The following is a 24,669-nucleotide window of genomic DNA, read 5'->3' as shown; positions in this document are numbered from 1 at the left end:
TCCTGGTCGTGTTCGGGAAAACTCAGCCCTTGAGGCTGCCGGCGGTCAGGCCGGCGAGGATCTGCCGCTGGAACGCCAGGAACAGCGCCACCATCGGCAGGCTGGCCAGCACCATCCCGGCGACGAGCACGTTGAGCGGCATGTCGATCGCCACCCGCTGCAGCATCACCGAGAGCGTCTGCTTTTCGGTGTCCGGGAACACCAGCAGCGGCCAGATGAAGTCCTTCCACGCGGTGACCACCGCGAGGATCGACACCACGGCCAGGATCGGCCGCGAGATCGGCAGGATGATCCGCCACAGCGTGCGCACCGGCCCGGCGCCGTCGAGGCGCGCGGCTTCGATGAGCTCGTCCGGGATCTGGTCGAAGAACCGCTTCAGCAGGTAGATGTTGAACGCGTTCGCCGCCGCCGGCAGCCAGACCGCGGCCGGCGAGTTGATCAGGTTCAGGTGCAGCAGCGGCAGGTCCGTCACCGTCACGTACGTCGGGACGAGCAACGCGGTGGCGGGCAGCATCAGCGTGGCCAGCATCAGCCCGAGCACGACGTTGCCGAACTTCGGGCGCAGCTTCGACAGCGCGAACGCGGCCGGGACATCGATGGCCAGCTGCGCCAGCCACGCGCCGCCGGCGACGACGAGCGTGTTGAGGAAGTACTTGCCCAGGCTGAGCTGGTTCCAGGCGTCGGCGAACGTTTCCGGGTGCCACTCGTGCGGGACGAGCGTCGCCGGCGTCTGCGCCAGTTCCTGCGGTGACTTCATCGCGCCGGTGACGACCCAGTAGAGCGGGAACATGAAGGCCAGGACGAAGACCAGCAGGGTGCAGGCGAAGACGACGCCGTAGACCACCTTGCCGCGCGGGCTGCGCAGCGCGCCGGGGGAGACGAGGGTCCTCATGACTGGTCCGCCTTCCGCGTCAGCCGGACGTACCACGCCGAGAACACGCCGAGCGCCACGAACAGCAGCAGGCTCATCGCGCTCGCCGAGCCGAAGTCGTTGTAGACGAAGGCGTAGCGGTAGAGCAGCAGGAGCACGGTCACCGTCGAGTCGTCCGGGCCGCCGCCGGTCATCACGTACGGCTCGGTGAACACCTGCATGGTGGCGACGATCTGCAGCAGGAGCAGCACCAGCAGGACGAACCGCGTCTGCGGGAACGTCACGTGCCGCAGGCGTTTCCACAGCCCGGCGCCGTCGAGCTCCGCGGCTTCGTACAGCTCGCCGGGGATGGTGCCGAGCGCGGCGAGGTAGATGAGCGTGGTGCTGCCCATGTTGGCCCACGTCGAGACGAAGACCAGGGACAGCATCGCGGTGCCGCTCGAGTCGAGCCACTGACCGCCGGGCAGGCCGACCGCGCCGAGCGCGGAGTTGAACAGGCCGGGACCCGGGTCGTAGAACCACTTCCACATCAGCGCGGTGACCACGGGCGGCAGCATCACCGGCAGGTAGACGGCGAGCCGGAAGAACGCCTTGGCGTGGCGGAGCTCGTTCAGCAGCACCGCGGTGAGGAACGGGACAGCGAAGCCGAAGACCAGCGCGAGCCCGGTGAACAGCAGCGTGTTGCGCCAGGCGACGCCGAAGAGCGGATCTTCGAACAGCCTCGTGAAGTTGCCGAAGCCGACCCAGGTGGGCGCGTTGACGAAGTCGACCTGCTGGAAGCTCAGCAGTACCCCGCGCACGATCGGGTACCAGGAGAACAGGGCGAACACCACGAGCGCGGCGCTGAGCAGGCCGTACGCGGTGACGTTCTCCTTGAGCTTGCGCTTCAGCCGGGTCCGGTTCGCCTGTGCGGCGGCCGGGCGCCCGGCCCGCGACGGTTTCGCCGCGGGCCAGGCGAGCAGGCTACTTGACCTGGGCGAGGACACTGTTGACCTTCGACGCGGCGGAGCTCAGCTGCTGGTCGATGTCGGCGTTCTGGTCGGTCAGCACGGCCTGCATGACGCTGTCGAGCGCGGCGTAGATCTGCTGCGCGTTCGGCGGCTCGATGCTGCCCTTGATCCGGCTCGTGGTGTCCACATAGGACTTGAAGTTCTGGGCGGGGACGTTGGCGTACTTGGCCTTCAGGGCCAGCTGCTGCTCGCGGACGGCGCCGGTCCAGACGTCCGGCGTCGGCTCGGCGGGCAGGCCGACCGGCTGCTTGCCGTCGACGTACTGCTGGATGTGCTTCTCGAAGCGGTCCGGGTTGAGGTACTTCCACTGGATCCACTCGAGGCCGGCCTTCACCTTTTCGGGCGACGCCTTCGGGTTGATCATGTAGCCCTCGCCGCCGAGCAGGGTGCCCTGGCCGCCGGGCATGCCCGCGATGCCGTAGTCCTCGTACTTGCCGTTGAACTGCTTGACGAGCACCGGAACGTTGTCCGGGGCGGCCATGTACATGCCGAGCTGGCCGGCGCCCATCATGCGCTGGACGTCCTGGGCTTCGAGGAGCTGCTTGGCGCCCATGGAGTTGTCGGTCCAGCGCATGTCGTGCAGGTACTGGAGGGCCTGCTTGCCCTTCTCGTTGGCGAAGTCGGCGACCCACTTGTCGCCGTCCTTGCGGGCGATGTCGCCGCCCATCGAGTAGAGCCAGCCGGTGAGGTGCCAGCCACCCTGGTTGTTCTTGCTGTAGTCGGCGTACCCGACGACACCGTTGCCGAGCGCGGAGATCTTCTTCGCGGCTTCGCGGACCTCGTCCCAGGTCTGCGGCGGCTTGTCCGGGTCGAGCCCGGCCTTCTGGAACAGCGGGCGGCTGTAGAGCAGGCCCATGGTGTAGTTCATGGTCGGGAGGCCGTAGAGCTTGCCGCTGGAGTCGCGGAAGTTGTCGAGCAGTTCCGGCTTGATGTCGTTGACGTGCGGAACGCTCTTCGCGGCTTCGGTGATGTCGGCGGCCTGGTGCCGGGCGATGATCTGGGCGGGATCGGTGAAGTAGACGTAGTAGACGTCTTCGAGCTGCCCGCCGGCGAGCTTCGCGGAGAACGTCTTCGGGTCCATGAACCCCTCGTGGGGCTCGATCTGGATGTTCGGGTGGGACGCCTCGAACTCCTTGACGTCGGCGTCGAACACGCTGCGCTCGAACGGCTGGCTGGTCGGCGGCTGGCCGGTGACGGTGATCTTGACCTTGCCACCGGCTTGGGAGCCGGCGTCACCGTCCCCGCAGGCGGCCAGGCCCAGGGCGAGTCCGCCCGCGGCGAGCAGGCACAACGTTCGGCGGGAAACGGTTCGGGACCAGGTGCTGCTCATCTCAAGCCCTCTTCTCGGGTCGCGACGGCTGTCACGTGATTGCGGTCACTCTAAAGTGGGAGACCGGATCGGCGCAATAAGCCGACGAGACTTTGCAACTTACGAACAAGCAGCGACCCGCGTGCGCGAACGGACGACACGCGTACTTGGCGGGACGACACGCGTACCGGGATGGACGACACGGCTGCCGCGGCGGCGGCCGGTGTGTCGTCCGCCTGGGTACGCGTGTCGTCCACTGGGGGACGCGTGTCGTCCGGGCGGGCGCACGAAAAAGCGCGACGGCTCGCAAGCCGTCGCGCCTCTCGGGTTGTGGGTCAGGCGGTGCGGCGGGCCGTCGACCCCCGAACCACCAGCTCCGGCGCGAACAGCAGCTCCTCCGCCGCCACCTCGCCGCCGTTGATGCGCTTGACCAGCAGCTCCACCACTGCCCGGCCCATCGCCTCGATCGGCTGGCGGGTGGTCGTCAGTGGCGGGTCCGTGCAGTTCATCAGCGCCGAGTCGTCGTAGCCGACCACCGAGATGTCCTCCGGCACCGACAGCCCCTGCCGCCGGGCCGCCCGGACCGCGCCCAAGGCCAGCAGGTCGCTCGCGCACAGGACCGCCGTCGCCCCGCGCGGGTACAGCCGGGCCGCCGCCGCATGGCCGCCCTCGATCGAGAACATCCCGTGCTCGACCAGCTCGTCCAGGACCGGCAACCCCAGTTTCGCCGCATACGAACGGAACGCCTCGAGCTTGCGCTGCGACGGCACGTGGTCGGACGGCCCGAGGACCAGACCGATCTTCTCGTGCCCGAGCGAGCTCAGGTGCCCCACCACCTGCTCGACGGCCACCGCGTCGTCGCACGACACCTGGGGCAGCCCGAGGTGGTCGACCGCCGCGTTGATCAGCACCGTCGGGAGCCGGCGCTCGACCAGGTGGTGGTAGTGCGTGTGGACCGCGTCCGCCTGCGCGTACAGGCCGCCGGCGAACACCACGCCCGACACCTGCTGCTGCAGGAGCAGCTCGACGTACTCCGCCTCCGACACCCCGCCCGCCGTCCGCGTGCAGAGCACCGGCGTGAACCCCTGCTGGGCCAGTGCGTTGCCCATGATCTCGGCCAGCGCCGGGAAGATCGGGTTCTGCAGCTCCGGCAGCACCAGCCCGACCAGGCGGGCCCGCTCGCCCCGCAGCTGGGTGGGCCGCTCGTAGCCCATCACGTCCAGCGCGGTGAGCACGGCGGCCCGGGTGCTCGCGGACACCCCGGACCGGCCGTTGAGCACCCGGCTGACCGTGGCTTCGCTGACCCCCACCTGGCGGGCGACTTCGGCAAGACGACGCGTCATGGCCGAAACTTTACAGCAACCGAGTGCAAAAGTACGACGTGCGAAACCGCTCCGAACTGGTGATCAACGGTCATGGAGCGCGCACATCCCGTTCCTAGCTTGGCCCTCGTGACCAGCACCCTCGATCGCACCACGTCCCGCGGCCTGACCGCGCTCGGCGCGCTCGCGCTCCTGCTCGCCGCCTACCGCGGGTTCCGCATGCCGGGCGACTGGGCGGTGACGCTCGAGGCCGTCTCGCTGACCGACGGCTTCCACCGCCGGTTCCTCGTCGGCACCCTGCTCCACCCGCTCGCGCTCGCGACCGGGTACGCGTACTGGGTCTTCGCGGCCGCCGCGTTCGCCGTCCTGGCCGCGGTGCTCGGGGTGGTGGCCGTCGCGTTCGCGCGCGCCCGGCACCCGGCCCGGAAGCTCCTGGTCGCCGGCTGGCTGCTGCTGCCGTCCGGCGGGTTCCTCTTCCACGAGGTCGGCTACTTCGACCAGGTGCTGTACCTGCTGCTGTTCGCCGCGTTGTGGCAGCTGCCGCGCCGGCCCGCGGTGGCCTCCGGGCTGCTGACGGCCGCCGTGTTCACGCACGAGATCGCGGCGCTCACCGTCCTCCCGGTCTTCGCGCTCGTGCTGGTGCGGCGGTTCTCGGTGCGGATCACGGCGATGCTGCTCGCGACGCCGGTGGCCGCGGAACTCGCGGTGCTCGCGCTCCCGGCGTCGAGCCCCGGCGCGGTCCCCCGGCTGCGGGCCGCGCTGGCCGGCGCGGACTTCACCCCGCGGGCCGACGCGCTGGCGTTGTTCGAACGCACCCAGAGCGAAAGCTGGCAGCTGTATTCGATCACCGAGGTCCTGCTGCTCGTGGCCCCGATCCTGCTCGTCGTGGTGCTCGGCGTCCTGACCCAACGCCGTGACGTGTTCGCCGCCGCGGCGGTCGCGGCTCCGGCGCTGCTCGCCTTCGCGGGCTGGGATTGGGCGCGTTGGGGCTTCCTGCTGGTCACCGGCTTCGCCGTGGTCCTGTGGCTGAGCCCGGCGAGGGACCTCCGCCCGCTCCCGCTGGTCGCCGCCGCGGTGCTGCTCGCGTACCTGCCGCTGCCGTACTTCGACGGGCAGCACCCGCGCGAACTGAACTGGCGGGCGGTCACCGCGCTCGCCGATCAGCCCCGGGGCCACCGCACGGTGAACACGGCACCGCCGTCGTTGTGCACCGCGAGCGATCCACCGTGCGCCAGCACGTTCTCCCGGGCGATCGCCAGCCCGAGCCCGCTGCCCTCGGTCGCTTGACGCGCGTGGTCGCCGCGGGCGAACCGGTCGAACAGGATCGGCAGCAGGTCGTCCGGCACCCCGGGACCGGCGTCAGCGACGCGTACGACGACGTCTTCGCCGGTGCCGTCGACGGTGACCGTGACCGGCGCGGCGCCGTGCCGGTCGGCGTTGCTCAGCAGGTTCGCCACCACGGTGTGCACCCGCCGCGGGTCGGCGACGACCGTGACGTCCCCGCTCGCGGTCACCGCGGCCGCGACGCCGGTGACCTCGGCGGCGTCCGCGACCAGGTCGGCGAGGTCGACGGGCGCCACCCGCAGGTCGGCCTTCCCGGCGTCGAAGCGGGCGATCTCGAGGAGGTCTTCGACGAGCTTCGCCAGCCGCCGCGCCTGGGTGCCCAGGATTTCGGTGGCGCGGGTGCGGGTGGCGGGCTCGGCGTGGTCGAGGCTGTCGACGGTGGCGATCATCGAGGCGAGCGGCGTCCGCAGGTCGTGGGCGACGTCGGCGACGAACCGCCGTTGCTGGCGGTCCTTCGCGTGCAGCTCCTCGATGGACTCGCCGAGCCGGGCGGCCATGGTGTTGAAGGAGGCGGCCAGTGCGGCGACCTCGTCCCGGCCCTTGACCGGCACGCGGGTGTCGAGCCGCCCCGCACCCAGCTCGTCGGCGGCCGCGGACAAGGCCTTGATCGGACGGCGGATCCGGCGCCCGATCAGGAACGCCACGCCGACCCCGAACACGCTCACCCCGAGCGCGATCAACCCCAGGTTGCGGCGCAGCGCGCCGAGGTCGGTTTCGAGCACGCCGAGATCGAAGAACTCGATCAGCAGGTAGTCGGAGTGGCCGAAGTTGCGGCTCACGACCAGCACCGGGCGGCCGGTTTCCGGGTTCGTGGTGACCGCGGTCTTCTGGTCGATCCCGCCGGACGGGCGGGGGAGTACTTCGGCTTCGACCGGCCTCAGCAGCTCCTCCGGGGTTTCCGTGGCGACCATCGGGGGCGGGCCGACGAACTCGACCCGGTGCCCGCCGACTTCCAGGGGTGCGCGGGCGATCGTGGTGAACGGCTTGCCGGGTGGCTGGGCCACGAGCAGCCAGCCGACGGGCAGGAACCTGAGGTCGGCCACGATGAGACCGACCCGGTCCTCGGGCCGGGCCGCATCGAGCTTCTTCTGCAGGTCGATGTTGTCGCTGGTCATGCGTGACTGGGCGGAGATGGTGAACGCCTGCACCACGTCCTCGGACTGCACCTGGTACGCGAAAAAGGCCACGACCGCCGTCGCCGTCGTCGTCACGCCGACGATCGCCGCCACGATCCGCGTCCGCAGGCTGACGGCCGGGAGCCTCACTTCGTCACCAGGCGGTAGCCGAGGCCGCGGACCGTACGGAGCAGCACCGGGTTCGCCGGGTCGTCCTCCACCTTCGCCCGCAGCCGCGCGACCGCCGCGTCGACGATCCGCGAGTCGCCGACGTAGCCGTAGTCCCAGACCCGCCTGAGCAGCACCTGACGGCTCAGCACCTGGTTCGGGTGCTCGGCGAACTCGACGAGCAGCCGGATCTCCGTGGCGGTCAGCGCCAGTTCCTCGCCGCCGCGGGTGACGCTCATCGCGGCCGCGTCGATCTCCAGCTCGCCCACGCGCAGCAGGCCGGCTTCCGGCACGGCCGGCTGCGCGCGGCGGCCGATCGCCTTGATCCGCGCGTCGAGCACACGCGGCTCGGCCGGCTTGACCACGTAGTCGTCGGCGCCGCATTCCAGCCCGGCGACGACGTCGATCGGGTCGCCGCGCGCGGTCAGCAGCACGATCGGCAGCCGGCTGCGGGCGCGGATGCGGCGGCAGACCTCGAAGCCGTCGATGCCGGGCAGCATGACGTCGAGGAGGACGAACTCGGCGTCGCCCAGCGAGGTCAGCGCGTGCTCGCCGGTGGGGGCGTGCACGACGTCGTGGCCCAGCGCGCGCAACGCCAGCGAAAGGGCTTCGGCCAGCGCTTCGTCGTCTTCGACGAGCAGCAGACGCGGCACTGGTCCTCCCCGGGATGATCTCTCCGGGATGCTAATGCAGCGCACGGCGGCCCGGCGGTTTCCGTGCGGAACCGTCGAGCCGCCGTGCGGTTTCGTCACACTGGGCCGGTCGAACTAGGCGGCCGCCACCTCGAACTCGGACACCTGGCCGGCGGGCCAGCCCGTGTTGCCGGTGAACGTCAGCCGCACGAACCGCTGGGACGTCGTCGCGAAGGACACCGACGCCGTGTTCCCGGACGCCGGGTCGAAGGTGTACCCACGCGAACCCACCAGCGTCGTGTACGAGCCGCCGTCGGTGCTGCCGGAGATCGTCACCGTCTGGGTGCGTGCGCCCCAGGCCGAGGACGGCGGCAGGTGCAGCGTCACCTTGTTGATCGACGCCGCCGTGCCCAGGTCCACCGTCAGCGTCTGCGGGAACGCGTTGTTCGCGCTCTCCCAGTAGGAGCCGGCGTCACCGTCGTTCGCGTTCGACGGCGGGAAGCCGCCCTGGGACCCGGACGCGCTGATCGCCTTGCCGCGGGCCAGGTTGGTGCCGGATTGCGGCGGCTGCGGCGGCCCCGAGTTCGGCGCGGGCCACGTCGAGCAGTCGCTCCAGGTGCCGGTCCAGCCGCTGTTGCCCGACCCGCCGAAGGTCATCTTCGGGATCGACGTCGGGTAGGGGCAGTTGTACGTCCCGGTCACGCCGACACCGGACGCGGTCAGGTTGCTGATCGACACCGACCCCTGCGTCTGCGACTGCGCCACGAACGTGCCCACGCCCTGCACGGAGACGCCGTCGATGGTGATGCCCTGGATCGGCTTGCCCGCGCCGTTGCCGTCGATGAACTGGATGGCTTCGTACGGGCTCTGGATCGCGGTGAACCCGGTGACGCGGATGGTCACGCCGGTGATCGCCTGGTCACGCGCGTCGAACCACAGCGCGCCCACGCCGAACTGCCAGTTCGGGTCGAGCGCGCCGGCCCGCAGCGCGGTGTTGTTCGACAGCGTCACCGTGCCCGACAGCGGCACCGAGTTGAACCGGTTCGCCACCAGGTAGCCGCCACCGAGGGCGTTGGTGTCCTGGACGAGGTTGCCGCTCACCGTGTTGTTCGAACCGCCGTACAGCGCGATGCCGTTGGCCAGGTTCGGCTGTACGACGGTGTTGTTGACCAGCGAGTTGCCCGAATCGGCTTGGCCGTTGGACCACAGCGCGAGCCCGTCGTCGCCGTTGTTGCGCAGGTAGTTGTTGCGCAGCGTCGAGTTCGTGACGGCGCCGTCGAAGTTGACCCCGTCGGCCTGCGTGTCGAGGATGCGGTTGTTCTCGATGGTGAGGTTCGAGGACGCGTCGTTCATCAGCCACAGCCCGCACTTGGTGTCCTGGATCCACAGCCCGGACACGACCGAGCCGGTGCCGAGGACGCCGTGGAAGGCGTTGTCCGGGCTGCCGTCGTTGCGCTCGGTCACGTCGCCGAAGACGGCGAAGTCGTACAGCTTGATGTTGCCGGACGCGCTGCCGTTGTTGAAGATGTTGTTGCCGTGCAACACGGTGTACCACTGGCCCGCGCCGCGGACGGTCGTCTGGTCGATCTGCAGTGCCGACCCGATCTCGAACCGCCCGGACGGCACCCACACCTCACGCCCCTGCGAGCGCGCGGCCGACAGCGCGTTGCGGAACGCCTGCGAGTCATCGGAGGCGTCGTTGGCGGTGGCGCCGTAGTCGGTCACCGACAGCGCGTTCGCCGGTTTCGTGCCCGCGCCGCCGACCTGCTCGAAGTCGGCGAGGTCGATGGTCGCCTGGCCGACGTCGCCGGAGTCGGCCGCGACCCGGACCTTCGCGCCGGCCGAAGCGTTCTGCCCGAACAACAGCCGGGCGTCGTCGAAGAAGTGGTGCGTCTTCGCGCCCGGGATCCAGCTGGTGTCCACATAGGAATAACGGGAGGTCACCGAGAGCCCGCTGCCGAGCTTGGTCCCGTTGACGTACACCGAAAGCCGGCCCGAGGACCCGTCCGGCAGGTTGTAGTGGACGTTGATCGAGTTGGCCGCGGCGGGCAGCGTGAACTCGACGTACTGGCCGGTCGTGATCCGCACGGCCTGCCGTCCGGATGCTTCCGAGGCGATCGAAGCCTGGGTGTAGTCGGGGCCGACGGCCGAGCCGTTGGTCGCCGAGCACTCGGCCTCGACGGTCCGGAACGGCACGCTCGCGCCGCCGGACGCGGCCGCCGCTGGGGTGCTGCCGGACAGCACCGCCAGGCCGGACGCGGCGAGCGCGGCGGCGAGTAACGCCGGAATGCGGGACATCGTCGTCACCTTTCTGGTCAGGAGGAATAGGCTTCGAGTTCGGACAGCTGACCCGCGGGCCAGCCGGTGTTGCCGGTGAAGGTCAGCCGCAGGGTGCGCACCGCCGTCGCCGCGAAGGTCACCGTCGCGGTGTTGCCGGACGCCGGGGCGAACGTGTAGCCGGTCGCCGCCTTGATGCCGTCGACCGAGATCGTCTGCGTGCGGGTGCCCCACGCCGAGGACGGCGGCAGCTTCAGCGCCAGCCGGGAGACGGTCACCGTGCTGCCGAAGTCGACGGTCAGCGACTGCGGGAAGGCGTTGTTCGTGCTCTCCCAATAGGAGTTGGCGTCGCCGTCGACGGCGTTGCCCGGCGGGAAACCGCCCTGCGAACCGGACGCGGAGACGCTCTTGTGCAGCGCGAGGTTCCCCGCCGGCTGGGTGGGCGTGGTGGTCGGCGGCGGGGTGGTCGTCGTGCCGCCGTTGTCGGAGCCGTACACGGGCGACGGCCACGAGCCGCAGTACGTCGTCGTCCAGCCGGAGTTGCCACCCTGGTCGGCCAGGCCGCTCATCGCGTCCGGGCCCATGCAGTTGTAGACGCCCGCGCGGCCGACCCCGGTCGCGACGACGTTCTTCACCGACCCCGACGGCTTCGCCTGCAGCTGCCACGCGAACGTGCCGGCGCCGCTGATCCGGACGCCGTCGAAGTGCACGTCCGTGGTGGCGCCGTCGATGAACTGGATCGCCTCGTAGTTGTTGTCCAGCAGGTCGTTGTCCGTGACGTCGACCCGGCCGGTGATGGCCGAGTCGCGGCCGTCGAACCACAGCGCGCCGACGCCGAACTGCCAGTTCGAGTCGAGCACGCCGGTGCGGATCGCGGTGTTGCGCGCGACGGTCGTGGTGCCCGACAGCGGCACCGCGCTGAACCGGTTCGCGATGTGCAGGCCGCCGCCCTGGTCCTGGTTGTCGGCCACGACGTTGTCGGACACGGTGTTGTCGTGCCCGCCGTAGACCGCGATGTTGTTGGCGAGGATCGGCAGCAGCACGGTGTTGAAGGAGAACGTGTTGTGGTGGTCGGCGTCGTGCTCGGACCACATCGCCAGGCCGTCGTCGCCGGTGTTGCGCAGGAAGTTGTTCGTCACCAGCGTGTTGCTGATGCCCTGGTGCAGGTTCAGCCCGTCGGCGGTCTGGTCGAGGATCCGGTTGCCGGACACGGTGAGCCCGTCGAACGGCCCGTCGAGCCACAGCCCGACCTTCGTGTGCTGCAGCCACAGGTTCTGCACGACCGAGCCGCCGCCCAGCGCGCCGCCGATGGCGTTCGACTGGTCGCAGTCGACCCGGGCGTCGACCTGGCCGATGATCGCGAAGTCGTAGAGCTTCACCGCGCTGCTCACCCCGGGCACGGCCGGGTTCCCGGGGTACGTCGGCGTGCCGCAGCTCGCCGGTTCGCCCTTGCCGAAGATGCCGGCGCGCGGGCCGGTCAGCACCGAGTACCACGGTCCGGCGCCGCGGATCGTCACCTGGTCGACCGTGATGTGGTGGCCGAGGGTGAAGGTCCCGGCCGGGATCCAGACCTCCTTGCCCTGGCTTTTCGCCGCGGCCACGGCGGAGTCGAACGCCGAGGCGTCGTCGCTCGTGTCACCCGCGGTGGCGCCGTAATCGGTGACGGACACCGAGTTCGCCGGGCGGTTCGCGGCCGCGCCGACCTGCTCGAAGTCGGCCAGGTCGACGGTGACCGGCGTGACGTCGCCCGCGTCGACCTGCAGCTTGATCTTCGTCCCGGCCGGGTAGGACGCGCCGAGCAGGGCGCGGGTCTCGTCGTAGAAGTGGTGGGCGTGCCCGTCGGCCGGGTTGTTGGTGAACGGGTACGAGCCGTAGTACCAGGCCCACTTCGACGTCACGGCGACGTCCCGGTTGTGTGCGCCGCCGACGTACAGCGAGATCGTGCCGTTGACGGAATCCGGGACGCTGTACCGGAAGTCGATCGAGTTCGCCGGTGCGGTGAGGGTGAATTCGACGTACTGGCCCTGGCCGGAGAGCGTCACCGCCGTCCGGCCCGAGGCTTCGCCGGCGAGGGTGCCCGCGGCGCGGTTCGGCCCGATGACCGAGCCGTTCGTCGCGGCGTTTTCCGCTTCCTGCTCCAGGAAGGGAACGGTCGCGCCGCGGACGGCGGCGACCGCGCCGGCCGGCACCGCGGCGATGGTGATGCCGGCGGCGGCGATCACCGCGGCGGCGAGGGCGCCTAACCGGAACTTGGGCGCGCTGAAGACAGAGCTGGGAGACATGGGCGGCACTGGCCTTTCCGCAGCTGGTGGGGACCTCTGTGATCCGGATCATACGAATCCCGGACAAGAAATCGCAATAGTCGAACGAACTTACGCAAGTTTGCGACAGTAGTTGACGACTGGGCCGCATGCCCGACGTTCGCTTACGCCCCGCGGAGCAACGCCCTCACCGGTGGCCCGCGCTGATAGTTTTCAGCCATGAGCCAGCGACGTGCGGACGGGAGCGCCGGGGACGCCGATTACGGCGCGATCGGCGGGGTCTACACCGACTACCGCAAGCCGGATCCGCGGATCGGCCAGTACATCCTCGACGCGCTGGGCGATGCGCGGACCGTGCTGAACGTCGGCGCGGGCGCCGGCGCGTACGAACCCGAAGACCGCGAAGTGACGGCGGTCGAGCCGTCGGCGTCGATGCGCGCGCAACGCCCGGCGGGCCTGCCGCCCGCGGTCGACGCCGTCGCCGAGAAGCTCCCGTTTCCGGACCGGGCGTTCGAGGGCGCGATGAGCACGTTCAGCGTGCACCAGTGGAACGACCTGTGGACCGGCCTCAAGGAGATGCGCCGCGTCACGCGCGGCCCGATCGCCATCCTGACCTGCGACCCGGAGCTGCTGCGCCGCTTCTGGCTGCTCGACTACGCACCCGAGGTGATCGAGACCGAGGCCCGGCGCTACCCGTCGGTCGACGACATCGCCGACGGGCTCGGCGGCCACACGTCGGTCGTCCCCGTGCCCATCCCGATCGACTGCACCGACGGCTTCAACGAGGCCTACTACGCCCGCCCGGAACGCCTGCTGGACCCGGGCGCGCGGCTGTCGTGCTCGGCGTGGAGCTTCGTCGACGACCGCGTGCACCACCGCTTCGCCGCGGAGCTGCAGCACGACCTCGACGACGGCACCTGGGAACGCCGGTACGGCAAGCTGCGCGAGCAGCCGGCCTTCGAGGGTTCGCTGGTGCTCGTCGTCTCGGACCCGACGGCATGACCCCGCCGCGGTTCGACCCCGAGCTGGCCCCGGTCATCGAGGCGATCCGCGCACTTCGCCCGTCGCTGTCGCGCTTGGCCGAAATCCCGGGACGCCGGGAGCTCAACGCCGCGGACAACTGGACTCTCGAACGGCTGGCCGCCGCGTACCCGGCGTACCGGGTTTCCGAGGAGCGGGCGGGCGAGGTCCCGCTGCTCGTCCTGCGCCCGGCCGAAAGCGTGGGCGTCCTGTACTACGTGCACGGCGGTGGCCTGATCGCGAGCAGCCACCTCGGCCAGGACGCGCGGAACGCGCTGGCCTGGTCGGGCGAGCCGAACCTGACGGTCGTCTCCCCGGGCTACCGGCTCGCACCCGAGCACCCGTACCCGGCGGCGCTCGAGGACTGCCACGCCGGTCTGGAGTGGACGGCCGGAAACTGCCCCGGCCCGCTCGTGCTCGGCGGGGTCAGCGCGGGCGGTGGGCTGGCCGCGGCGCTGGCGCTGCTGGTCCGCGACCGCGGCGGCCCCGCACTGGCCGGCCTGCTGCTCGCCTGCCCGATGCTCGACGACCGCGGCGACACGCCGTCGGCGGTCGACCTCGACGGCCACGGCCTCTGGGACCGGACGGCGAACCTCATCGGCTGGACGGCCTACCTCGGCGACCGCCGCGGCACCGCCGACGTCCCGGCCTACGCGGCCCCGGCCCGCGCCGAGGACCTTTCCGGCCTGCCGCCCACGTTCCTGGACGTCGGGGCGGTCGAGACGTTCCGCGACGAGGTCGTCACCTACGCGCGCCGGATCTGGGAGGCGGGCGGAGACGCCGAGCTGCACGTGTGGCCCGGCGGGTTCCACGGCTTCGACTCCCTCGTGCCGGAGGCGAAGATCAGCCGGGCGGCCCGGGCCGCCCGGCGGACCTGGTTGCGCCGGCTACTCGGCCAGTAGCTCCTGCAGCTCCCGCACCGCGACGGCGAGTTCGTCGGCGAAGCGGTACATCTCCGCCGAGACGTGCTTCGGGGTGCTCAGGTAGATGTTCCACCGGTCGGGCAGCAGCACGTACGCGATGCCGATGCACTGCGGGCTGGTCGAGCCGAAGCCGAAGTACTGGATGTTGACCGACGGCGCCGAGCTGGTGCTCAGGTAGTCGTCGCGCAGCTTCAGCCAGCCCGGCGAGGTGAACAGCGCCGGCGTTTCGGTGTCGCCACGGCGTTTCCCGATCAGCTGCAGCTCCCACAGGTGCTGCTCCGGCGCGTCCCCGGCCTGGCACTCCTTCGCGCGGGCGACGTGCTTCGCCGCCGCCGCACGGAACGCTTCGCGCTTTTCCTCCGCGGAGGCGTCGGAAGTCAGGACGTCGGCGAAGCGCACGACCTCGGGCGTGACGACCCGCATGGCCTCGGTCCGGCCGTTTTGGAACTGCCGCGTCGCGATCGACTCGTACGTCGCGCCGGTCAGGCCCTTCGCCCGGCGGTGGGCCAGCTGGTAAGCCATCTGCGCGAAGGCGTCCGGGGACATCCCCAGCTCCTTCGCGCGGTTGGCGCCGAAGTCGAACGACACGGTCTGCGTCGCCGTCGCGTCCGCGTACGCCTGGAAGGCGTCCCGGGCGGCGCGCGCGTCTTCGCGGAGTGCGTCGGTGAGCGCGAACTCGACGACCTCGTGGCCGGGAACCCCGTCGGCCGGTTCGCGCTCCTCGCGTGAACCGCTCAGCAGCGCGTCGGTGAAGCCGAGGATCGTCGTGCCGTCGAGTTCGCAGTGCTCGACGTTGATCCCCGCGGTGCCGTCTTCGAAGACGACCAGCGACACGGCCTTGTCGTACCAGCGGTTGTGGCCGTACAGCAGCCGGTCGCCCGCTTCGAGGGCGTCCGACGGCGTGAAGTCGTCCAGGCACAGGCAGAACAGCGCGGTCTCGATCGTCTCCAACGCGGCCGCGTTGCCCGCATCGAGGAGCGCGGCCCGCGAAGCCGCCCACTCCGCGCGCGCCTTCGTGGTGAGGGACCCGGCCGGGACCTCGGTGACGTGGTCGTCCTTGAGGATCGCGCGCAGCGCGTCGGCCAGCTGCGCCGCCGAGTGCGGCCGGCCGTCTTCGGCGAGCACGTCCAGCCGGAACGGCGTGCCCTTCGAGAACACGACGATGTGCCGCTCGGGCGACGGGAACCGCGTGCGCGCGGTGTCCAGCAGCGGGCCCGGGATCCGCGTCGCCGAGAAGAGGTACTTGTGCTGCACCATCGACTGCGGCGTGCCGCGCAGGAGCACCGGCGGCACGAGCTCGTCGTCGAGCTTCAGCTTGTAGTCCACGGCGGCCGCGGTCAGCTCCGCCGCGCGCTCCACCTGGCCGAGCGGGGAGTCCTGGAACAGGAAGAAGAAGTTGGCGTTGAGCGCGATCCGGTCGCGGCGGCCGAGGTAGCGGTACGGCCAGAACGTGTCGAGCCAGCTGCGCACCCCCGGCGAGCGGTCGTACTCCTCGAGCCGGGCCTGCAGTTCCGGCCCCGGGCCCGCCACGAACTCGGCGAGCGCCGCTTCGGTCTCCGCCAGTTCCTCCGGCGTCAGCAGCGGGGCGCACCACTCGAGCAAGCGGCGGCGGCTGTCCTCCAGCGTGGGGACGGGGACGCGGGGGAGCCGGTCCTCGTTGCCGAAGGTGCGGGTGGACCATTCCGGACTGCTCACGGTCATCCTTCTCCGTCTGGGAATGCGAGTGGGGCCGAGCCTTCAGGACGGGAAACATACAGCTGCGCGTAGAGCCACCCGTCGGACTCCAGGCCCGTCGGGTCGATCCCGGCCGCGCTCAGCGTGTCGAGGATCTGCGCCTGCTCTTCGCCGGAGGCGAACTGCCGCTGCCGGAACACCCCGCCGACACCCGTGGTCTCGTACCCGAGCTCGGCCAGGCTCTCGGCGATCGGCTCGTAGGAGAACATCCGCAGCACGAAGTGCGCCATCCACGGCCGTCCGCCGCGCGCGACCCGGTTGAGGGTCTTCTCGGTGACGTACCCGACGCAGCCGGTCGAGACGACGAGGTCGACGTCGTCCAGCAGCTTCTGCTGCGTGCTGTCCGGGTCGTCGCGTTCGAGGTCGGCGTGGATCGCTTCGTCGAGGAAGCCGGCGGAAAGCGCGTACTCGAGCGCGGGGGCCGAGCTGTCGAGGCCGTAGAACCGCGGGGTGCCGGTGCGGACGCGCCTGCGGTCCGCCTCGATCAGCGCCGCGTGGTCCAGCGCGCGCACGGCCGGGTCGGTGTAGTGGGCGTAGAGGTCGTCCATCGTCGTTTCGCAGCGCTGCAGGGCCGCGTTGACGCCGTACGAACAGCCGACGTCGAGCACGGTCGGCCGCTCGGCGGGGTGCGCCGCGACCAGCTTCGCGAAGTACGGCTTCGCCAGCTGCGGGATGTGGTAGCCGACGCGCTTGAGCGTGCCGAAGAAGGGGCGCGGGTCGGGTGCGGTGTAGATGTGGTCGAACGAGATCTTGCCGGTCGAGTCGAAGGGCACGGGCCAGGCTCCTCTAGTCGAGCAGTTGGTCGCCGCGGGCGGTCCGCTCCGCGAGGTGGGCGGGCAGGACGCGGCCGAACAGCTGCCGGGTCCGTTCCGCGCTGCCGATGACGCCCGGGCGCTCGCTGTAGGCGAAGATCGCCGAGTGCCGGGAGATCGCGCCCGCCACGGTACTGACCCGGTGCAGCGCGAAGCGTCCTTTGAACAGCTGGAGATCACCGGGCCGCAGGTCCAGGCGCCGCACCAGCCGGGTGTCGCCGGCCAGCACCGAGCGCACGGCGGCGAAGTTCTCGTCCGCGGCGGACCGGATCCCCGGGCAGAACTCGAAGGTCCCGCCGTCCTCGGCGGACTGCGTCAGCATGCTGACGGTGTGGGTGTTCGTGTCGAAGTGCCACGGGTGCGCGCGGCCGGGCGCGATCACGTTGAGCGTCAGCCCGGACAGCGGGTCGGCGAGCTCGTGCAGCTCCGGCAGCCCGAAGCAGTCGGCGACGAACCGCTGGAACGACGGGCTCGTGTAGAGCCGGCTGATGATCGACGACGCCGGGATGCGGTCGCGCGCGACGAAGGCGTTGCCGCGTTCCATGATCGTCCGCCCCGGGTGGTCTTCGGGCAGGGGCTCGCCGATCGCGGTGTTGTACGCGTTGACCTGCTCGACCTTCGTGTAGGCGTGCGGTTCGAGCGCGGCGCACTCTTCGCGCAGCACGGCGTGCAGCTCGGGGCGGATGAAGTCGGGGAGCACGCTGCAGCCGTCGCCGGCCAGCTCCGCGCGGGTGCGGTCGACGACCGCCCGCCTGGCCGGGCTGCCGGAGTCGGTGAGCGGGTAGCGGTCGGTGTCGACCATTTCCAGTGGCGCTACGGAGGTGCTCATCGTCGAGGTCCCTTCCGGCGGGTGAAGGAACAGAGGTAGCACAGAAGCCCGCTGGTCAACCGTGGGTTTGTGAGCGGTGACACACGGTCGTCAACTACCGATTCTGCTGGCCCAGGCGCTGAGCTTCACGGTGTCGGTGGTGCCGAGGTCGGTCTCCAGCGGCTGCTTCTGCACGGCTTCGCCGGGGATCGGGACGACGGCGATCGCGGCGCCGGTGTGCTTGTCGCCGCTGGTGACGGTCGCCGACCAGGCGAGCACCGACAACGCCTTCTCACCCGGCTGGAGCGTGAGGTCCTGCGGGCCCGGATCGGGTGCGAAGTAGGACGTCTCGTGCAGGACCTCGATCTCGAGCGGCGAACCGTCGCCCGCCAGGATCTTCAGCTCGGGGTAGCCGGTGACCTTGCGCGGCGCGGTGTCCCGGTTGGTCAGGGTCAGGACGCTCGCGCGGTGGCCGAGGCCGGCTTCCACCGGACCGACCGAAAGGGACAGCCCGCTCGACGGCGGCGGCCCGTAGGTCGGGCTCGGCGGCGGAGCGGGTGTCGGAGCGGGTGGTGGCGGCGGAGTGCCGCAACCCGCGAGAAGCGCTACGACGAGCAGTGGTGCGAAGCGAGAAACCCCCATGCGGCGGAAGGGTAGCGGGCGCCTCGCAAGGCGCCCGCTACCGGCCCGGGGCTCCGCCACCCGGAACCCGAACCGCCTTTACGGAGTCAGCAACGGCAAGAGCGGCTTGCGCACGGCGGTCGCGACGCCGTCCGACGCCTCCGCCGCGGCGAGCCGCTCGGCGCTCGGCCGTCCGTACCCGGTCGTGCGCTGGACCAGCGGGCGGCCCAGCGGCTCGACCATCGCCCGCATGTCGCTGATCGTCTTGTACGACCCGTTCGACGCGCCCGCCATCCGGCTGATCGTCTCCTCCATCAGCGTGCCGCCGATGTCGTTGACGCCGCCCTGCAGCACCGCGCGGCTGCCCTCTTCGCCGAGCTTCACCCAGGAGCTCTGGATGTTGTCGATCATGCCGTGCAGCAGCAGCCGGGACAGGGCGTGCACCGCGCGGTTCTCCCGCAGCGTCGTGCCCGGGCGGGCCAGGCCGGCCAGGTAGATCGGCGCGCTCTGGTGGATGAACGGCAGCAGCACGAACTCGCTGAACCCGCGCCGGCCGTGCTTCTCCAGGCCTTCGCGCTGCAGGCGGGCCAGCAGCTTCAAGTGCGCGACCCAGTGCGCGGGCGTGTCGACGTGGCCGTACATCATCGTCGACGTCGTCGGCAGGCCGACCTCGTGCGCGGTGGTGACCACCTTGATCCACTCCGACGTCGGCAGCTTGCCCTTGGTGAGCACCCAGCGGACGTCGTCGTCGAGGATCTCCGCCGCCGTGCCCGGCAGCGAGTCCACCCCGGCCTCCTTGGCCTTGATCAGCCAGTCCTTCAGCGAGAGGTTGGTCCGCGAAGCGCCGTTCACGACCTCCATCGGGCTGTAGGAGTGCAGGTGGATCTCCGGCTGACGGCGCTTGACCTCGGCCGCGAGGTCGAAGTACGCGGTGCCCGGCAGGTCCGGGTGGATGCCGCCCTGCATGCAGATCTCGGTCGCGCCCGCGGCCCACGCCTCGTCGACGCGGTCGCCGACCTGCTCCAGGGAGAGCGTGTACGCGTCGGCGTCGGTCCGACGCTGCGCGAAGGCGCAGAAGCGGCAACCCGTGTAGCAGACGTTGGTGAAGTTGATGTTCCGCGTGACGACGAACGTGATGTCGTCACCGACCGTCTCGCGACGCAGGTCGTCGGCGAGCCGCGTGAACGCGTCCAGCTCCTTGCCGTCGGCGTGCAGCAGCGCCAGCGCGGCGTCGTCGGACAGGCCCGCGGGGTCCTTTTCCGCGCTGCGCAGCGCTTCCAGGATGTCCGTGTCGAAGCGCTGCGGCCCGGTCTTGATCCGGTCGCCGATCTCCTTCCAGTCCCCGTACACGGAGTCGAAGTCGCTGCGCCGGTCCTCGGTGCGGCCGCTGGTGTCGATCTCGGTGTGCAGGTCGGTGCGGCCGGACTCCTGCCAGCCGCCGTCCGGCTCCTGCCACGGGATGCCGACCGGCATCGCGCCCTCGCGCGCCATGCCGGTGTCGTAGTCGACGAGCGCGGCGACGTGCCGCGTGATCCGCGGGTCCAGCCACGGCTCACCCGCCTTGACGTACTCCGGGTAGATCGTCAGCCGCTCCTTGAGCTCGAACCCGGCCTTCTCGGTGCGGCGGGCGAGCTCGTCGATCTGCGGCCACGCGCGTTCGGGGTTGACGTGGTCCGGGGTCAGCGGCGACACGCCGCCCCAGTCGTCGATGCCGGCGCGGATCATCAGGTCGTACTGGTTGCCGATCAGGTTCGGCGGCGCCTGGATGCGCATCTTCGGGCCGAGCACCAGCCGCGCGACGGCGATGTTCGCGGCCAGCTCTTCGAGGTCGGCGTCCGGGGTCGCGCGCATCTTCGTGTCCGGCTTGGCCCGGAAGTTCTGCACGATGACTTCCTGGATGCCGCCGTAGGTCTTGGCGACCTTGCGGATCTCGAACAGCGCGTCCGCGCGCTCTTCGAACGTCTCGCCGATGCCGATGAGGACACCGGTGGTGAACGGGACGCTGCTGCGCCCGGCGTCCTCGAGCACCCGGAGCCGGACCGCCGGATCCTTGTCCGGCGAGCCGTAGTGCGGGCCGCCCTTCTCGCTCCACAGCCGGGTCGCGGTGGTCTCCAGCATCATGCCCATCGACGGCGCGACCGGCTTGAGCCGCTGGAAGTCCTGCCAGGTCAGCACGCCGGGGTTGAGGTGCGGGAGCAGGCCGGTCTCCTCCAGGACCCGGATCGCCATCGCCCGGACGTAGGAGAGCGTGTCGTCGTAGCCGTGCGCGTCCAGCCACTCGCGGGCGGCCTTCCAGCGGTCCTCGGGCCGGTCGCCCAGCGTGAAGAGGGCCTCCTTGCAGCCCATCTCGGCACCCTTGCGGGCGATGTCGAGGACCTCGTCCGGGGACAGGAACGGCGATTCGAGCCGGCCGGGCACGGTGACGAACGTGCAGTAGCCGCACCGGTCGCGGCACAGCCGGGTGAGCGGGATGAACACCTTGCGGCTGTAGGTGATGACGCCGGCGCGCCCGGCTTCGGCCAGGCCCGCGTCGCGGATGCGCGAGGCGTACTCGGACAGCTTGGTGAGGTCGTCACCGCGGGCGTGCAGCAGGACGCTCGCTTCGGCTACGTCGAGTGTCTTCCCGTCACGCGCCCGGGCGAGCGCGCGGCGCATCGCGGAGGCGGTCGGGGTGGTGGCGTCGGGTTCGGCTCCCATTCCGCCCACGCTAGGACCGTCCTCGCGGGACCAGCCAGTGTGTGTTCCGCACCCGCCTCGGCTTCCCGGCACGGGTGATCGTCGTCGCAGGTCAGCCGGTTCACGTGGTTGTCGATCAGCTGCTCGCCGTGTATTACCTAAAGGGTGGCATCGGTGGTCGGCAAGAAGATCGGCGGACGGACGTACTACTACCTGGCGGAGTCCGCCAGGGTGGACGGCAAGCCGCGGGTGGTCACCCAGCGTTACCTCGGCACGGCCGACGAGATCGCCCGCGCCGTCCCGGGCGGCGAGCCCGCCTCGGCGTCCTACCGGCAGTACGGCGACGTCGCCGCGGTGTGGGCGACGCTGGCCCGGCTGGACTTCGTCGCGCGGGTCGACGACGTCGTGCGCGCGAAGCCGCCACTGGGACCGATCCTCGCCGCCGCGGTGCTGCACCGCGCGACCGCGCCGGAGACACCGATCGGGTCGTGGTGGGCGGAGAGCGCGGCCGCGGACCTCGTCCGGCCCCGGCTGTCCACAGTGGATGGCCTGTGGCGGGCGCTGGAACGGCTGACGCCGGAACGCATCGCGGGTATCGAGGAGGCCGTCGCCGCCGCCGTGCTGGAGGTGCTCGACGACCACGCGGCGCTCGCCGTCGACGTCCCGCAGTTCGCCGCCTTCGCCCCGGCCGACTGCACGCTGCCGTCGGCCTGCCAGGGCGTGCTCGCCGGCGCGGGCCTGCGGGTGACCCGCGACGGCGCCATCCCGCTGGCGTCGCGGCTGTACCGGCGCGACGACGGCACCGCGCCCACGTTCGCTTCGGTCACCGCGGGGCTGGGGCCCGCGACGCTCGTGTTCCACTCCGGCCAGGCCGCCCAGCTGGACCTGGGCTCACGCAGCGGGTTCGTCGGGTCGCTGCCGCTGACCGACCACCCGGAGCTGCTGACCCAGCCCGCGTCCGCACGACGGCGCGTCGACCCCGAACGGTTCGCCGGGCTCACCGCGCTCGACACGCACGCGGTGGTCGACGGCGTCCGGCGGCGGGTGATCCTGACCCACTCGGCGACGCTGCACGCGGCGCAGTCCCGCGCGTTCGCCGACGAGCTGGCCACCGCGACCCGCGAGCTCGACGGTCTCGCGGAGGCACTGGCGGCCGGCACCCACCGCGGCGACCGGGCCCAGGTCCACGCCGAGATCGGCCGGGTGACCCGCGGGCGGCGCATCGAGCGCGTGCTCACCGCCGTGCTGAGCGGCAACCGGCCCGGCGAGATCCGGGTGGAACGGCGGATCGACGCCGCCGCACTGGCCCGGCTGGACGAGGAGTTCTTCGGCAAGCAGGTGCTGGTGACCGACCGGGACTGGCCGGTCGGCGACGTCGTCACCGCCTACCGGGCCCGCACCCACCTCGAATCGACGTTCCGCTGGCTGACCGGGCCCGCCGTCACCGGCCCGACCCCGCGCTGGGAGTGGACGCGGCAGCGGATCGCCGCGCACGGCCTGGTCTCGGTCCTGGCCGCGACGGTGACCCACCTGATGCGGCGCGAGGCGGACCGGGCGGGAATGAACCTGTCCGTGCGGGAGCTGCTGGACCAGCTCGCGGGCATCGGCGAGCTGGTCCTGACCTACCCGTCGACCGGCGGGCGGCCGCGGGCGAAGCGCCTGCTGACCGGGTTGGACGCCGATCGGCAGGCGTTGTTCTCCCTGTTTCAGCCCTCGCGGTAGATCTGCAGGGCCGAGAAGCTCTGCACCACCGGCATCAGCTCGATGACGTTGATGTTCACGTGCTTCGGCTGGTTCGCGGCCCAGAGGACGGACTCGGCGACGTCGTCGGCGGTCAGCGGCGTGGTGCCCTCGTAGACCTTGTCGGCCTTGGCCTGGTCGCCGTCGAAGCGGACCTTCGAGAAGTCCGTGCCGCCGACCATGCCGGGTTCGATGTTGGTGACGCGCACGCCGGTGCCGTGCAGGTCGCTGCGCAGGTTGAGGCTGAACTGGTGGACGAACGCCTTGGTCGCGCCGTAGACGTTGCCACCGGGGTAGGGGTAGGTGCCGGCGATCGAGCCGATGTTGATCACGTGGCCGCGGCCGCGCTCGACCATGCCCGGCAGCAGCGCGCGGGTCACGTGCGCGAGGCCGCGGACGTTGGTCGCGATCATCTCGTCCCAGTCCTCCAGGTGCGCCTGGTGCGCGGGCTCGAGGCCCTTGGCCAGGCCGGCGTTGTTGACCAGGACGTCGACCTGCTGCCACTCCTCCGGGAGGGCGGCGATCGTGTCTCGCACGGCTTCGGGGTCGCTGACGTCGAGGGTCACCGGGAGGACGGCGTCGCCGAGCTCGCCGGCCAGCTTCTCGAGCTTGCCGGCGCTGCGGGCGACGGCGATGACGCGGGCGCCTTCGGCGGCGAACCGGCGCGCGATGGCGTCACCGAAGCCGGCGCTCGCGCCGGTCACGAACACGGTCTGCTGGGTCATGGCGTCGCTCCGCTGCTGGTCAGGAAGGTGCTGAGGGCCTCGTTGAACTCGGTCTCGCGCTCCAGGTTAGGCAGGTGGCCCGCGCCGTCGATCACCACCAGGGTGGAACCGGTGATTCCCCGGTGGATCAGCTCGGCGTCGCCGATCGGGGTGAACTCGTCTTCGCTGCCGACGACGACCAGGGTGGGAACGCCCACCTCGCGGAGGGTGTGCGTGTAGTCCGGGCGCTCGGCGCGTCCCCGGAGCGCGGCCGCGGCGCCCTCCTGCGGGGCGTTGCGCATCATCGTGCGGACGTGGGTCTCGACGTCCGGCCTGGTCGCGCGGGTCTGCTTCGAGATCATCTTGGGGAGGAGCTCCTCGGCGTAGTGCGCCATGCCTTCTGCGGTGATGCGGTCCGCGGTGTCGTACCGGGCTTGTTTCGCCTGCGGGGTGTCCAGCCCGGCGAAGGTGTCGGCGAGGAGGAGGGCTTGGACGCGGCCGGGGTGGTCCTGCACCAGCTGCATGACGATCTGGCCGCCCATGGAGAGGCCGCCGAGGACGAAGCTCGGCAGCTCCAGGTGGTCGGCCAGCTCGACGAGGTCGTTCGCGAAGACGTCGAGGCCGGTCGTCGTGTCGTGGGTCTTCGACTGCCCGTAGCCGCGGAGGTCGGGGGTGACGACCCGATAGCCGCTCTGCGAGAGGTGCGCGGCCTGGGGCCGCCACATCGAGCGGTCGAAGGGGTGGCCGTGGACCAGCAGGACGGGCCGGCCGCTGCCGGAGTCGTCGTACGCGAGGTTCATGCGGCCGACGCTAGGCGGAGCTTTGACTCGGAGCAATACGGTGCAATGTAGTCGGAGCAATGTTCTTTCGGTGGCGCTCGGGGCCGGTTGGGGGCAGACTGGGCTTCAGACGGGCTTCGTCATGGGGTCTGACCTGCGCTGATCTTGTTAACCGACCCCCCTGTTTCGGGCCGTTTCCGGGCGTGTAATGTTCTCTTCGTCGCCAGGGAAACCCGGCCGACACGGAGACACGAACCAAGCTCTCGCGGATAGCGATTGAGTGGGTGCTCCACCAAAAACTGCTAGGAATAACCCGCTTCGGGTGACGCTGGGCCGCTACGGTACGGTGTCGTTCGGGGTGTGTTGCTTGAGAACTCAACAGTGTGCTAGTGAACTAAGCCAGTAGAGCTTATATGAAACCCCTCGTCGGGGTTTCCTTTGAGAGCATTACATTTGCCTCGATTGAATTCGAAGACATTGTTGGAGAGTTTGATCCTGGCTCAGGACGAACGCTGGCGGCGTGCTTAACACATGCAAGTCGAA

At 70.7% G+C, this 24,669-nt stretch carries 18 protein-coding genes and 1 rRNA gene; 4 read left to right on the top strand and 15 right to left on the bottom strand.

Features of this window, described 5'->3' with window-relative positions:
* Nucleotides 1-22 precede the first annotated feature (22 nt).
* The 8 genes from ACWEGE_RS35985 to ACWEGE_RS35950 form a co-directional block, all read right to left on the bottom strand.
* A complete protein-coding gene (locus tag ACWEGE_RS35985; RefSeq protein WP_449664945.1) occupies nt 23-892 on the bottom strand; it encodes a carbohydrate ABC transporter permease in 870 nt (289 codons plus the stop codon).
* Nucleotides 889-1,857 carry a carbohydrate ABC transporter permease gene (locus ACWEGE_RS35980; RefSeq protein WP_449664944.1) on the bottom strand — a complete coding sequence of 323 codons (969 nt, stop codon included), beginning with the start codon at nt 1,855-1,857 and terminating at the stop codon, nt 889-891. Before ACWEGE_RS35980 ends, ACWEGE_RS35985 begins: the two co-directional genes overlap by 4 nt.
* On the bottom strand, nt 1,835-3,211 hold the full coding sequence (locus ACWEGE_RS35975; protein WP_449664943.1) for an ABC transporter substrate-binding protein: 1,377 nt from the start codon (nt 3,209-3,211) through the stop codon (nt 1,835-1,837). Before ACWEGE_RS35975 ends, ACWEGE_RS35980 begins: the two co-directional genes overlap by 23 nt.
* Nucleotides 3,212-3,525: 314 nt before the next feature.
* Nucleotides 3,526-4,533 carry a LacI family DNA-binding transcriptional regulator gene (locus ACWEGE_RS35970; RefSeq protein WP_310971345.1) on the bottom strand — a complete coding sequence of 336 codons (1,008 nt, stop codon included), beginning with the start codon at nt 4,531-4,533 and terminating at the stop codon, nt 3,526-3,528.
* A 1,139-nt stretch (nt 4,534-5,672) separates the two neighbouring features.
* Nucleotides 5,673-7,121: a sensor histidine kinase gene (locus ACWEGE_RS35965; protein ID WP_449664942.1), complete on the bottom strand. Its 1,449-nt coding sequence runs from the start codon at nt 7,119-7,121 to the stop codon at nt 5,673-5,675.
* Entirely contained in the window at nt 7,118-7,792 is a 675-nt protein-coding gene (locus ACWEGE_RS35960; protein WP_449664941.1) for a winged helix-turn-helix domain-containing protein, read from the bottom strand. The genes ACWEGE_RS35965 and ACWEGE_RS35960 overlap by 4 nt, the downstream gene beginning before the upstream one ends.
* A 114-nt stretch (nt 7,793-7,906) precedes the next feature.
* On the bottom strand, nt 7,907-10,069 hold the full coding sequence (locus tag ACWEGE_RS35955; protein WP_449664940.1) for a discoidin domain-containing protein: 2,163 nt from the start codon (nt 10,067-10,069) through the stop codon (nt 7,907-7,909).
* Between the two features lie 17 nt (nt 10,070-10,086).
* Nucleotides 10,087-12,330: a discoidin domain-containing protein gene (locus ACWEGE_RS35950; protein ID WP_449664939.1), complete on the bottom strand. Its 2,244-nt coding sequence runs from the start codon at nt 12,328-12,330 to the stop codon at nt 10,087-10,089.
* A gap of 198 nt (nt 12,331-12,528) precedes the next feature.
* Between ACWEGE_RS35950 and ACWEGE_RS35945 the strand changes: the two genes are divergently transcribed.
* Both ACWEGE_RS35945 and ACWEGE_RS35940 read left to right on the top strand, forming a co-directional pair.
* Nucleotides 12,529-13,311, top strand: a complete 783-nt coding sequence (locus ACWEGE_RS35945; RefSeq protein WP_449664938.1) for a class I SAM-dependent methyltransferase — start codon at nt 12,529-12,531, stop codon at nt 13,309-13,311.
* Nucleotides 13,308-14,231 (top strand): alpha/beta hydrolase fold domain-containing protein, encoded by a 924-nt coding sequence (locus tag ACWEGE_RS35940; protein WP_449664937.1) that lies wholly within the window; start codon nt 13,308-13,310, stop codon nt 14,229-14,231. Before ACWEGE_RS35945 ends, ACWEGE_RS35940 begins: the two co-directional genes overlap by 4 nt.
* On the opposite strand, the gene ACWEGE_RS35935 is transcribed toward ACWEGE_RS35940, so the two are convergent.
* The 5 genes from ACWEGE_RS35935 to ACWEGE_RS35915 form a co-directional block, all read right to left on the bottom strand.
* The gene (locus tag ACWEGE_RS35935) at nt 14,217-15,953 is read right to left on the bottom strand and encodes a choline/carnitine O-acyltransferase (RefSeq protein WP_449664936.1); all 1,737 of its coding nucleotides are present in this window, start codon (nt 15,951-15,953) and stop codon (nt 14,217-14,219) included. The genes ACWEGE_RS35940 and ACWEGE_RS35935 overlap by 15 nt on opposite strands.
* On the bottom strand, nt 15,950-16,759 hold the full coding sequence (locus tag ACWEGE_RS35930) for a class I SAM-dependent methyltransferase (protein ID WP_449664935.1): 810 nt from the start codon (nt 16,757-16,759) through the stop codon (nt 15,950-15,952). Before ACWEGE_RS35930 ends, ACWEGE_RS35935 begins: the two co-directional genes overlap by 4 nt.
* Before the next feature lie 13 nt (nt 16,760-16,772).
* Nucleotides 16,773-17,627, bottom strand: coding sequence for a HalD/BesD family halogenase (locus ACWEGE_RS35925; protein ID WP_449664934.1), 855 nt, complete (start codon nt 17,625-17,627; stop codon nt 16,773-16,775).
* A gap of 90 nt (nt 17,628-17,717) precedes the next feature.
* Nucleotides 17,718-18,116 carry a DUF4232 domain-containing protein gene (locus tag ACWEGE_RS35920; RefSeq protein WP_449665027.1) on the bottom strand — a complete coding sequence of 133 codons (399 nt, stop codon included), beginning with the start codon at nt 18,114-18,116 and terminating at the stop codon, nt 17,718-17,720.
* Between the two features lie 210 nt (nt 18,117-18,326).
* Nucleotides 18,327-20,924, bottom strand: coding sequence for a bifunctional FO biosynthesis protein CofGH (locus ACWEGE_RS35915; protein WP_449664933.1), 2,598 nt, complete (start codon nt 20,922-20,924; stop codon nt 18,327-18,329).
* Between the two features lie 153 nt (nt 20,925-21,077).
* On the opposite strand from ACWEGE_RS35915, the gene ACWEGE_RS35910 reads away from it, so the two are divergent.
* Entirely contained in the window at nt 21,078-22,625 is a 1,548-nt protein-coding gene (locus ACWEGE_RS35910) for an IS1634 family transposase (protein WP_449664932.1), read from the top strand.
* Here the strand turns inward: ACWEGE_RS35910 and ACWEGE_RS35905 are convergent.
* Nucleotides 22,610-23,368, bottom strand: a complete 759-nt coding sequence (locus ACWEGE_RS35905; protein ID WP_449664931.1) for an SDR family oxidoreductase — start codon at nt 23,366-23,368, stop codon at nt 22,610-22,612. The genes ACWEGE_RS35910 and ACWEGE_RS35905 overlap by 16 nt on opposite strands.
* Nucleotides 23,365-24,147, bottom strand: a complete 783-nt coding sequence (locus ACWEGE_RS35900; protein ID WP_449664930.1) for an alpha/beta fold hydrolase — start codon at nt 24,145-24,147, stop codon at nt 23,365-23,367. The genes ACWEGE_RS35905 and ACWEGE_RS35900 overlap by 4 nt, the downstream gene beginning before the upstream one ends.
* A gap of 456 nt (nt 24,148-24,603) precedes the next feature.
* Between ACWEGE_RS35900 and ACWEGE_RS35895 the strand changes: the two genes are divergently transcribed.
* A 16S ribosomal RNA gene (locus ACWEGE_RS35895) occupies nt 24,604-24,669 on the top strand; the annotation flags it as partial.

Source organism: Amycolatopsis sp. NPDC004747 (genome assembly GCF_053601335.1).
This window is presented reverse-complemented; position numbering and strand designations above follow the sequence as displayed.